Origin of the sequence: Kineococcus glutinatus (assembly GCF_039542765.1) — a bacterium.
GTDB classification, from domain to species: domain Bacteria; phylum Actinomycetota; class Actinomycetes; order Actinomycetales; family Kineococcaceae; genus Kineococcus_A; species Kineococcus_A glutinatus.
The window spans coordinates 1-10,895 of sequence record NZ_BAABIL010000079.1 but is presented as its reverse complement, the minus strand read 5'-3'; the positions used below and the strand labels follow the sequence as shown (position 1 = coordinate 10,895).

10 protein-coding genes are annotated in these 10,895 nt (G+C 74.9%); all 10 read right to left on the bottom strand.

Annotation, left to right across the window (positions count from 1 at the left end; all coding sequences use genetic code 11):
- A partial coding sequence (locus ABEB16_RS03845; protein ID WP_345710948.1) for a hypothetical protein occupies positions 1–436 on the bottom strand: 436 nt, incomplete at its 3' end.
- A 12-nt stretch (positions 437–448) separates the two neighbouring features.
- Entirely contained in the window at positions 449–1,216 is a 768-nt protein-coding gene (gene dapB, locus ABEB16_RS03840) for a 4-hydroxy-tetrahydrodipicolinate reductase (RefSeq protein WP_345710947.1), read from the bottom strand.
- Positions 1,213–2,559: a M16 family metallopeptidase gene (locus tag ABEB16_RS03835; protein ID WP_425560100.1), complete on the bottom strand. Its 1,347-nt coding sequence runs from the start codon at positions 2,557–2,559 to the stop codon at positions 1,213–1,215. Before ABEB16_RS03835 ends, dapB begins: the two co-directional genes overlap by 4 nt.
- 10 nt (positions 2,560–2,569) lie before the next feature.
- On the bottom strand, positions 2,570–4,843 hold the full coding sequence (locus ABEB16_RS03830; RefSeq protein WP_345710946.1) for a polyribonucleotide nucleotidyltransferase: 2,274 nt from the start codon (positions 4,841–4,843) through the stop codon (positions 2,570–2,572).
- A 265-nt stretch (positions 4,844–5,108) separates the two neighbouring features.
- On the bottom strand, positions 5,109–5,378 hold the full coding sequence (gene rpsO / locus ABEB16_RS03825; protein WP_345710945.1) for a 30S ribosomal protein S15: 270 nt from the start codon (positions 5,376–5,378) through the stop codon (positions 5,109–5,111).
- 82 nt (positions 5,379–5,460) lie between these two features.
- Positions 5,461–6,426 (bottom strand): bifunctional riboflavin kinase/FAD synthetase, encoded by a 966-nt coding sequence (locus ABEB16_RS03820; RefSeq protein ID WP_345710944.1) that lies wholly within the window; start codon positions 6,424–6,426, stop codon positions 5,461–5,463.
- A 53-nt stretch (positions 6,427–6,479) separates the two neighbouring features.
- Complete coding sequence (truB, locus tag ABEB16_RS03815) at positions 6,480–7,361, bottom strand: tRNA pseudouridine(55) synthase TruB (RefSeq protein ID WP_425560099.1); 882 nt, start codon at positions 7,359–7,361, stop codon at positions 6,480–6,482.
- Between the two features lie 65 nt (positions 7,362–7,426).
- The gene (rbfA, locus tag ABEB16_RS03810; RefSeq protein ID WP_345710942.1) at positions 7,427–7,936 is read right to left on the bottom strand and encodes a 30S ribosome-binding factor RbfA; all 510 of its coding nucleotides are present in this window, start codon (positions 7,934–7,936) and stop codon (positions 7,427–7,429) included.
- 91 nt (positions 7,937–8,027) lie between these two features.
- The gene (locus ABEB16_RS03805) at positions 8,028–8,321 is read right to left on the bottom strand and encodes a DUF503 domain-containing protein (RefSeq protein ID WP_345710941.1); all 294 of its coding nucleotides are present in this window, start codon (positions 8,319–8,321) and stop codon (positions 8,028–8,030) included.
- A gap of 112 nt (positions 8,322–8,433) precedes the next feature.
- A partial coding sequence (gene infB / locus ABEB16_RS03800; RefSeq protein WP_425560098.1) for a translation initiation factor IF-2 occupies positions 8,434–10,895 on the bottom strand: 2,462 nt, incomplete at its 5' end.

The window sequence follows — 10,895 nt, the reverse complement described above, 5'->3', positions numbered from 1 at the left end:
CACCGCGGTGCAGCCGGACCGCGTGGCGGGCCGCCGCCCGCCCCCGCCGGCGGTCCCCCGCCGCGTCGTAGGCCAGGGCCAGGCGGTACCAGGCGCCCGCGTCGGCCGGTGCCCGCTCCACCTCGGCGCGGGTGCGCTCGAAGAGCGCCTCCCCGGCGGCGCGGTCGACCCGCCCGCCCGGGGTGCGCTCCAGGTCGTCGACGGGCAGCTCACCGCGCGCGGCCAGCTCCCGGCCCAACCGCTGGGTCGCCACGCCGAAGCGCAGCTCCCGCCACACCGCCCAGCCCCCCACGAGCGCCGTCACGAGCAGGGCGCAGCCGAACAGGACGCCCACCGCGCTGCCCGCCCGTGCCGTGGCGACGCCCAGCGCGGCGAGCACGACGAGGTAGAACGCCGTGACGAGCGTGCCGCCGGCGACCAGCAGCTTGGTGCGCACGGCGGACACCCCTCAGCCGAGGTCGAGGTAGTGCTCGAGGCCCACGGTCAGCCCCGGTCGCCCGGTCACCGTCCGCACGCCGAGCAGGACACCGGGCATAAAGGAGGCCCGGTCGTAGGTGTCGTCGCGCAGGGTCAGCGTCTCCCCCGGCCCCCCCAGCAGCACCTCCTGGTGCGCCAGCAGGCCGCGCAGCCGCACGGCGTGCACCCGCACCCCGTCCACGTCGGCGCCGCGCGCACCCTCCAGGGCCTCCGACGTGGCGTCGGGCACCGGGTCCATGCCGGCCTCGGCGCGCGCGGCCGCCACCAGCTGGGCCGTGCGCACCGCCGTGCCCGAGGGGGCGTCCACCTTGTCCGGGTGGTGCAGCTCGACGACCTCGACGGACTCGAAGTAGCGGGCCGCCTGCTGCGCGAAGCGCATGACGAGGACGGCACCGATGCCGAAGTTGGGGGCGACGAGCACACCCAGCCCGGGGGCCTCGGTGCACCAGCCCCGCACCGTCTCCAGCCGCTGCTGGGTCCAGCCGGTGGTGCCCGTGACCACGTGCACGCCGTGGCTGAGGCACCACTCGAGGTTGCCCATCACGGCGGAGGGCACGGTGAAGTCCACGACCACCTGGGCGTCGGCGTCGGCCAGCGCACGCAGGTCGTCCCCGCGGCCCAGCTGCGCCACGAGCTCCAGGTCAGCGGCCCCCGCGACGGCGGCGCAGGCCTGCCGGCCCATCCGCCCCCCGGCACCGAGCACGGCGACCCGCAGCGGGCCGTCGCCGTCCGGGCTCACGACAGCACCCCCGAGAAGTCGTGGTCCTCCTCGAAGGGACCCACCGCCACCACCGAGCGCGGCCGGTCGACGAGCTCGGCGGCGAGGTCGCGCACCTGCTCGGCGCTGACGGCCCGCAGCCGCGCCAGGGCGGTGTCCAGCCCCGTGAACTCACCGTGCACGAGCTCCGCCTTGCCCAGCCGGCTCATCCGCGAGCCGGAGTCCTCCAGCCCGAGGACGAGGCCGCCGGCGAGCTGCCCGATGCCGCGGCGCAGCTCCTCCTCGTCCAGCCCGTCCTCGGCGAGCCGGACCAGCTCGTCCAGCATGAGCCGGGCGACCTGGTCGGCCTTGGCCGGCGAGCACCCCGCGTAGAGCCCGACGTAGCCGGAGTCGGAGTAGTTGGCGTTGAAGGAGTACACCGAGTACGCCAGGCCGCGCTTCTCCCGCACCTCCTGGAAGAGGCGGCTGCTCATCCCGCCGCCGAGCACGGCGTTGAGGACGGACAGCTCGAAGCGGCGCTCGTCGGTGGCGGTGACGCCCGTGCAGCCCAGCACGAGGTGGGCCTGCTCGGTGGGGCGGCTGACGACGAGGCTGCGCCCGCGCTGCGCCCCCGAGACCGTCCCGCCCCCGCGGCGGGCGGCCGGCGCCGCGGGGGGCAGGCCCGCCCCGGCGCGCTCCAGCTCCGCCTGCACCGCGGCGCAGACCGCCTCGTGGTCGAGGTGGCCCGCGGCGGTGAAGACGAGGTGGCGCGGCTCGTAGTTCTGCCGGTAGTGCGCCCACACGTCGTCGCGGCCCACCGCGCGGATGGTCTCCGGGGTGCCGCCGATGGGCCGGCCGAGCGGGTGCTCGCCGAGGACGACCTCCGCGAAGCGCTCGTGCGCCACGTCGGAGGGGTCGTCGTCGTTCATCGCGAGCTCCTCGAGGATGACCTCGCGCTCGCTGCTGAAGTCGTCCTCGTCGAGCACCGCCGACATCACCATGTCGGTGACGACGTCGATGGCCATCGGCAGGTCCTCGTCGAGGACCCGCGCGTAGTACGTCGTGTGCTCCTTGCCGGTGGCGGCGTTGGCCTCGCCGCCCACCGCGTCGAACGCGGCGGCGATGTCCATCGCGCTGCGCCGGCGCGTGCCCTTGAAGAGCAGGTGCTCCAGGAAGTGGGTCGAGCCGTGGTGCCCCTGCGTCTCGTCGCGGGAGCCGACACCGACCCAGCAGCCGAAGCTCACCGAGCGCTGACCGGGCATCGCCTCGGTCAGCACCCGCGCCCCGCTGGGCAGGACGGAGCGGCGCACCACGGCACCGCCGCCGGAGTCCTCGACGGTGGTGGTGCGGGGGCCGTCCGTCGCCGGGCCCAGCGGGAGCGGGATGCCCCTCACGTCAGGCGTCGGCCGAGACGGCGCCCTCGGCGGCGGCGTCCTGCGAGCCGGTCCCGTCGGCCTCCGCCGCCGCCTCGTCCTCGGCGACGACGGGGACGAGGGACAGCTTGCCGCGCGGGTCGATCTCGGCGATCTGCACCTGGAGCTTCTGCCCCACGGACAGCACCTCGTCGACGTTGTCGACGCGCTTGCCGCCCACCAGCTTGCGCAGCTGGGAGATGTGCAGCAGGCCGTCCTTGCCGGGCACCAGGGAGATGAAGGCGCCGAACGTCGTCGTCTTCACCACGGTGCCGAGGTAGCGCTCGCCGACCTCGGGCATCGTCGGGTTCGCGATCGCGTTGACCGCGGCCCGGGCGGCCTCGGCGGAGGGACCGTCGACGGCGCCGATGTAGACGGTGCCGTCGTCCTCGATCGAGATGTCGGCGCCGGTGTCCTCCTGGATCTGGTTGATCATCTTGCCCTTGGGCCCGATGACCTCACCGATCTTGTCGACCGGGACCTTGACCGTGATGACGCGCGGCGCGGTCGGCGACATCTCGTCGGGGGCGTCGATCGCCTCGTTCATCACCGCCAGGATGTGCAGCCGGGCGTCGCGGGCCTGCTTGAGCGCGCCGCCGAGCACCGAGGCGGGCAGGCCGTCGAGCTTGGTGTCCAGCTGGATCGCGGTGACGAACTCCGAGGTGCCGGCGACCTTGAAGTCCATGTCGCCGAAGGCGTCCTCGGCGCCGAGGATGTCGGTCAGGGCGGCGTAGCGGGTCTCGCCGTCCACCGTGTCGGACACCAGGCCCATCGCGATGCCGGCCACCGGGGCGCGCAGCGGCACACCGGCGTTGAGCAGCGACAGCGTCGAGGCGCAGACGGAGCCCATCGACGTGGACCCGTTGGAGCTCAGGGCCTCCGACACCTGCCGGATGGCGTAGGGGAACTCCTCGCGCGTCGGCAGCACCGGCACGAGGGCGCGCTCGGCGAGCGCCCCGTGGCCGATCTCGCGGCGCTTGGGCGAGCCCACCCGGCCGGTCTCACCGGTGGAGTAGGGCGGGAAGTTGTAGTTGTGCATGTACCGCTTGCGCGTCACCGGCGAGAGGGTGTCGAGCTGCTGCTCCATGCGGAGCATGTTGAGCGTGGTGACGCCGAGGATCTGGGTCTCACCGCGCTCGAACAGCGCCGAGCCGTGCACGCGGGGCAGCACCTCGACCTCCGCGGACAGCGTGCGGATGTCGGCGAGACCGCGACCGTCGATGCGCACGGAGTCGGTGAGGATGCGCTGGCGGACGAGCTTCTTCTGCAGCGAGCGGTAGGCCGCGGAGATCTCCTTCTCGCGGCCGGCGAACTGCTCGCCGACGGAGGCCTTGAGGCCGTCCTTGATCTCGTCGACGCGGTCCTGGCGCTCCTGCTTGCCCGCGATGGTCAGCGCGGTGCGCAGGTCGGCCTCCGCGGCGGCGGTGACGGCCTGCAGGACGTCGTCGCCGTAGTCGGGGAAGAGCGGGAACTCCGCCGTCGGCTTGGCGGCGGCCGCCGCGACCTGCTGCTGGGCGCGCACGAGCGCGGCGATGTGCGGCTTGGCCGCCTCCAGGCCCTCGGCGACGACCTCCTCGGTGGGGGCCTGCGCACCGCCGTCCTTGATGAGCGTCCACGCGTCGTCGGTGGCCTCGGCCTCGACCATCATGATCGCGACGTCCTCGGTGCCGTCCGCGGCCGTCACCACGCGACCGGCGACGACCATCTCGAAGACGGCCCGCTCGGACTCGGAGTAGCGCGGGAAGGCCACCCACTGCCCGTCGATCAGGGAGACGCGCACACCGCCGACCGGGCCGGAGAAGGGCAGCCCGGCCAGCTGCGTCGACAGGGAGGCGGCGTTGATGGCCACCACGTCGTAGGCGTCGTCCGGGTGCACCGCGAGCACGCTGACGACGACCTGGACCTCGTTGCGCAGCCCCTTGACGAAGCTGGGGCGCAGCGGGCGGTCGATGAGGCGGCAGGTGAGGATCGCCTCGGTGGAGGGCCGGCCCTCGCGGCGGAAGAACGAGCCGGGGATCTTGCCCGCGGCGTAGCTGCGCTCCTCCACGTCCACCGTGAGCGGGAAGAAGTCGAACTGGTCCTTCGGGCTCTTGCCCGCGGTGGTGGCGCTCAGCAGGAAGGACTCGCCGTCGAGGTAGACCCCGGCGGAGCCGGCGGCCTGCCGGGCCAGGCGCCCGGTCTCGAAGCGGATGGTGCGGGTGCCGAACGAGCCGTTGTCGATGACGGCTTCGGCGGCGGTGATCTCAGGACCCTCCACGGGGTGCTCCGTTTCTCTCGGGAGCGACCGCGCACGTGCCGTCCGGCCTTCGATCGAGGCCCTCGGGGGCCACGCTCCGCGCGGACCCGGGGGCCACTACCGAGGACCGGCCCCGGTGCTGCGGGTCGCTCCTGCTGTGGTGCCCGGCGCCGTGGTCCGGCGCCGGGAGGTGCTGCACCCGGCTGCGGCGAGCGGGTGCCTCGGGCGGACGGGTGCCCGCACGAGCGGCGGGGCGGCTCCCCCGGTGGGGAGCCGCCCCGGGGGCTCAGCGGCGGATGCCGAGCCGCTCGATGATCGAGCGGTAGCGGTTGATGTCCTTCTTGGCCATGTACTGCAGCAGGCGGCGGCGCTGGCCGACCAGCAGCAGCAGACCACGACGGCTGTGGTGGTCGTGCTTGTGCACCTTCAGGTGCTCCGTCAGGTCGCGGATCCGCTGGGTGAGCATCGCGACCTGGACCTCCGGCGAGCCGGTGTCGTTCTCGCCCGTCGCGTACTCGGACATGATCTGCTTCTTCGTGGCAGCGTCGAGCGGCACTGGCTCTCCTCGGGTCGTTGCGCGGTGCCTCGGGGCAGGTCCACCCGGGCGCTCTGGGTCCGCGGCCGATCGAACGGCCCCTTCAGGCTAACAGCCGCCTGCACTCCTCCACATCCCGGGCCATCTGCTCCACCAGCGGCCCCACCCCGTCGAAGCGCAGCGTCGGGCGCAGCCGGTGCACGAACTCCACCGCCACCCGCTCCCCGTACAGGTCCAGACCGGTGCGGTCCAGCGCGTACGCCTCCACCCGCCGCTCGCAGCCGGCGAACGTGGGGTTGCTGCCCACCGACACGGCCGCGGGCAGCCGCGCGTCCGGCCCGGTGGCGCCGAGGCGCACCAGCCAGCCGGCGTACACGCCGTCGGCGGGCACGACGCCCTCCGCGTCCGCGGACAGGTTCGCGGTGGGGTAGCCCAGCTCCCGGCCGCGGTGGTCGCCGTGCACGACGGTGCCCACGACGCGGTGCGGGCGGCCGAGCACGTCGGCGGCGTGGTCGACGTTCCCCTCGGCCAGGTCCAGCCGCACCCGGGTGGACGACCACGGGCGCACCGGGGCGCCCCCGGCCGCGGCGGGGTCGGCCGAGACGTCGTCCAGCGCGGTGACCTCGAAGCCGCAGGCGGCGCCGAGCCGCTGCAGGGTCGCCAGGTCCCCGGAGTTGCCCCGGCCGAAGCGCACGTCCCGCCCCACGACCACCTCCACCGCCCGCAGGGCCTCGACGAAGACCGTGCGCACGAAGTGCTCCGGGCTCCAGGAGGCCAGCTCGCGGGTGAACTCCATGACGAGCACCCCGTCCAGGCCCGTCTCGGCCAGGCGCGCCAGCCGCTCGTCGAGACCGGTGAGCAGCGCGGGGGCCCGTTCGGGGTGCAGGACCGCCAGCGGGTGCGGGTCGAAGGTCACCGCGACGGCGCGGGCGCCTCGCGCACGGGCGGAGGCGACGACCGTCCCCAGCACGGCCCGGTGCCCGCGGTGCACGCCGTCGAAGTTGCCGATCGCGACGACGGCGCCGCCCTCGGCGGGGGGCACCTCGTCGAGGGCGTTCCAGCGGTCCACGGACGCCACTGTGCCAGCACCGCGCCCGCGCCGGTCGGCCGGGCTCGCCGCGCTCAGCCGGTCGCGGGGGCCGGCTCGGCGCGGGGCAGCGCGAGCAGGGGCCGCGCCCGACCGCCCGCCGCGTGCAGCAGGGCCAGCAGTTCCCCGTCCGGGCCGATGGCGGCGGTCGGGGACCCCGGCGCCTCCTCGCGCAGCTCGAGCGGGCGGCCGTGCCCGACGTCGGTGGCCTCCGCGGCGCTGAGGCGGCGGACCGGGAAGAGCAGGTGCGCCGCCTGCGCCAGCGACAGCGCGCGCGGCTCGGCGGCCAGCTCCTCCAGGCTGCGGGTGTCGCCGCTGCGGAAGGGCCCCGAGCGGGTGCGCCGCAGGGCCGTCAGGTGCCCGCCGACGCCGAGGTCGGCGCCGAGGTCGCGGGCCAGCGCCCGCACGTACGTGCCCGCGGAGCACTCCACCTCGACGTCGACGTCCAGCACGGGCAGGCCCGCACCGACCTGCGGGACCGGCGGGCGGTGCACGGCGAGCACGTCGAAGCGGCTCACCGTGACGGGCCGCGGTGGCAGCCGCACGTCCTCCCCGGCCCGCACCCGCGCGTAGGCGCGGCGCCCGTCCACCTTCACCGCGCTGACGGCGCTGGGCACCTGCTGCAGCGACCCGCGCAGGCGGGCGACGGCGGCCTCGAGCGCCTCGGCGGTGACGTGCGAGGCGTCGGCGCGGCCGAGCACCTCGCCCTCGGCGTCGTCGGTGACCGTGGACTCGCCCAGCCGCACCGTGGCCCGGTACTCCTTGTCGTGCCCGACGAGGTGGGTGAGCAACCGGGTGCCGCGGCCGGTGCCGAGCACGAGGACGCCGGTGGCCGCCGGGTCGAGGGTCCCGGCGTGGCCCACGCGCCGGGAGCCGACGATGCGCCGGCAGCGGGAGACGACGTCGTGGGAGGTCATGCCCGCCGGCTTGTCGACGAGGAGCAGGCCCTCCAGGTGCGCGGGCAGCGGCGCGGTGCCGCGGCTCACGAGTGCCCGGCCGCGGGACCGGCGCCCTCCACCCACTCCTCGTCGAGGGCCTCCTCGTCGTCGGCCCCGTCCTCGCCGTCCTCGCCCTCCGGCGGCTTGCGGTAGGGGTCGGCCTCACCTGCCGGCTGCGCGGACGCCGCCAGCGCCGCCACCCGGGCGTCCTGCTCCGACGCCACGCGCAGCAGGTCCTCGATGTGGGCGGCGGTCTCGGGCACGACGTCGGCGGAGAAGGTCAGGGTGGGGGTCAGGCGGACGCCGGTGCGCCTGCCCACCTCGGCGCGCAGCACCCCCTTGGCGCTCTCCAGGGCGGCGGCCGATCCGGCGCGCTCCTCCTCGTCGCCGAGGACGGTGTAGTAGAGCGTCGCGTGCTGCAGGTCGTTGGTGACCCGCGCGTCGGTGATCGTGACGAAGCCGAGGCGGGGGTCCTTGACGCGCTTCTCCAGCGCTTCGGCCACGACGACCTTGATGCGGTCGGCGAGCTTGCGGGCGCGGGTGGGGTCGGCCACGGCGTGCTCCTGGTGTCGGGCGGCGCGGGGGCGCCGCAGGGTGGGCCCTGCGCAGGGCAGAGCGGCGCGGGCGGGTCCGCCCGCGCCCGGGTCAATCCTCGTCGCTGTGCAGCACCTGGCGAGCGGAGAGGAGCTGGAACTCCGGGTGGGCGGCCACCGCCCGCTCGCAGCGGTCGAGGACCTCCCGGCACCGGGCGGCGTCGGCGGCGACGACGGCCACCGACACCTCCGCGCGCCGGTGCAGGTCGAGGTGACCCGTCTCGGCGGCGGCGACGTCGAAGGTGCGGCGCAGCTCCGCCACCAGCGGCCGCACGATGCTGCGCTTGCCCTTGAGGGAGTGGACGTCGCCGAGGAGGAGGTCGACGGTCAGCGTGCCAGCGTGCATGTGTGGGGTGCGCCCTCCCGCGCGGGGTGCGTGTGCTGCTCCCGCCGCGGTCGCGGTGGGAGCGGTCGGCCGGGGCGCGAGGGAGGTCGCGCCCCGGCCGGTGCCGGCAGCGTCAGCTGCGCGGCTTCTCCCGCATCTCGAACGTCTCGATGACGTCGTCGACCTGGATGTCGTTGAAGGAGCCCAGGCCGATACCGCACTCGAAGCCGTCGCGGACCTCGGTGGCGTCGTCCTTGAACCGCCGCAGCGACTCGATGGTGAGGTTGTCCCCGTGCACCACGCCGTTGCGCAGGACGCGCGCCTTCGTGTTGCGGCGGATGAGCCCCGAGCGCACGAGGCAGCCGGCGATGTTGCCGAACTTGGAGGAGCGGAACACCTCGCGCACCTCGGCGGTGCCGAGCTGCACCTCCTCGAACTCCGGCTTGAGCATGCCGCGCAGCGCGCTCTCGACCTCTTCGATCGCCTGGTAGATGACCGAGTAGTACCGGATGTCGACGCCCTCGCGCTCGGCGTACTCCCGCGTCTGCCCCTCGGGGCGGACGTTGAAGCCGACGATGATCGCCTTGGAGGCCACCGCGAGGTTCACGTTGTTCTTCGTGATGGCGCCGACGCCGCGGTCGATGACGCGCAGCTCGACCTCCTCGCCCACGTCCAGCTGCAGCAGGGCGTCCTCGAGGGCCTCGACCGAACCGGCCACGTCGCCCTTGAGGATGAGGTTGAGGTGCTCCACCTTGCCCTGCTTGAGGGCGTCGGTGAAGTCCTCCAGCGTGATGCGCCGGCGCACCTTGGCCAGGGCCGCGTTGCGCTCGGCCGCCTCGCGCTTCTCGGCGATCTGGCGGGCGGTGCGGTCGTCCGGGGCGACGATGAACGTGTCGCCCGCGCCGGGCACCGAGGTCAGACCGAGGACCTGCACCGGGCGGGCCGGGGTGGCCTCGTCGACCGTCTCGCCGTACTCGTCGAGCATCGCGCGGACGCGGCCGTAGCCGGTGCCCGCGACGATCGAGTCGCCCACGCGCAGGGTGCCGGACTCCACGAGGACCGTGGCGACCGGGCCGCGGCCCTTGTCGAGGTTGGCCTCGATCGCGATGCCGCGGGCGTCCTTGTTCGGGTTGGCCCGCAGGTCCAGCGCCGCGTCGGCGGTCAGCAGGACCGCCTCGAGGAGCTCGTCGAGGCCCACGCCCTGCTTGGCGGAGACGTCGACGAACATCGTGTCGCCGCCGTACTCCTCGGCCACGAGGTTGTACTCGGTGAGCTGCTGCCGGACCTTCGCCGGGTTCGCGCCCTCCTTGTCCACCTTGTTGACCGCCACGACGATCGGGACGTCCGCCGCCTGTGCGTGGTTGAGCGCCTCGATCGTCTGGGGCATCACGCCGTCGTCGGCCGCGACCACGAGGATCGCGATGTCCGTCACCTTCGCGCCGCGGGCTCGCATGGCCGTGAAGGCCTCGTGACCCGGGGTGTCGATGAAGGTGATGGCCCGCTCGACGCCCTCGTGCTCCTTGTGGACCTGGTAGGCACCGATGTGCTGGGTGATGCCGCCGGCCTCCTTGGCCACCACGTCGGTGGACCGGATGGCGTCCAGCAGCTTCGTCTTGCCGTGGTCGACGTGACCCATGACGGTCACGACCGGCGGACGCGCCTCCAGCTCGTCGTCGCCCTCGGCCTCCAGCTCGGCGTCCAGGTCGATGTCGAAGGACGCGAGCAGCTCGCGCTCCTCGTCCTCCGGGGAGACGACCTCGACGACGTAACCCAGCTCGGCGCCGAGCAGCTGGAAGGTGTCCTCGTTGAGGGACTGGGTGGCCGTGGCCATCTCACCGAGGTGGAACAGCACCGTCACCAGCGAGGCCGGGTTGGCGCCGATGCGGTCGGCGAAGTCCGTCAGCGAGGCGCCGCGGCGCAGCCGCAGCACGGTCGTGCCGTCACCACGGGGAACCTGCACGCCGCCGACGCTCGGGGCCTGCATCGCCTCGTACTCCTGGCGCTTGGCCCGCTTGGACTTGCGCCCGCGCACGGGACGGCCGCCGGCCTTGCCGAACGCACCGGCGGTGGTGCCGCGGCCACCGCGGCCGCCGGGACCACCGGGACCACCGGGACGGCCGGCGAAGCGGCCGCCGGGACCACCGGGACCACCGGGACGGCCGGCGAAGCCGCCGCGGCCGGCGGGCGCACCCTGGCGGCCCGGGGCACCCGGACGGCCCGGGGCACCCGGACGGCCGACGTTGCTGCTGGGACGCTGCGGCATCATCCCCGGGTTCGGCCGGGGACCACCGGCACCGGGGGCACCGGGGCGCGGCGCCGCCGGGCGCGGGCCACCCGGACGGGGGCCCCCCTGCGGGCGGGGCATGCCCTGGTTGGGCGCGAAGGGGTTGTTGCCCGGACGGGGCGCACCCGGGCGCGGCATGCCCTGGTTGGGCGCGAAGGGGTTGTTGCCCGGACGGGGCGCACCCGGGCGCGGCGACTGCCCACCGGCCGGGCCGGGGCGACCCGGGGCGCCGGAGGACGCCGGCCCGGGGGAGCCGGGACCTGGTGAACTGGCGGCTCCTCGCCCACGCGCTGCCCCGGCTGCACCCGGCG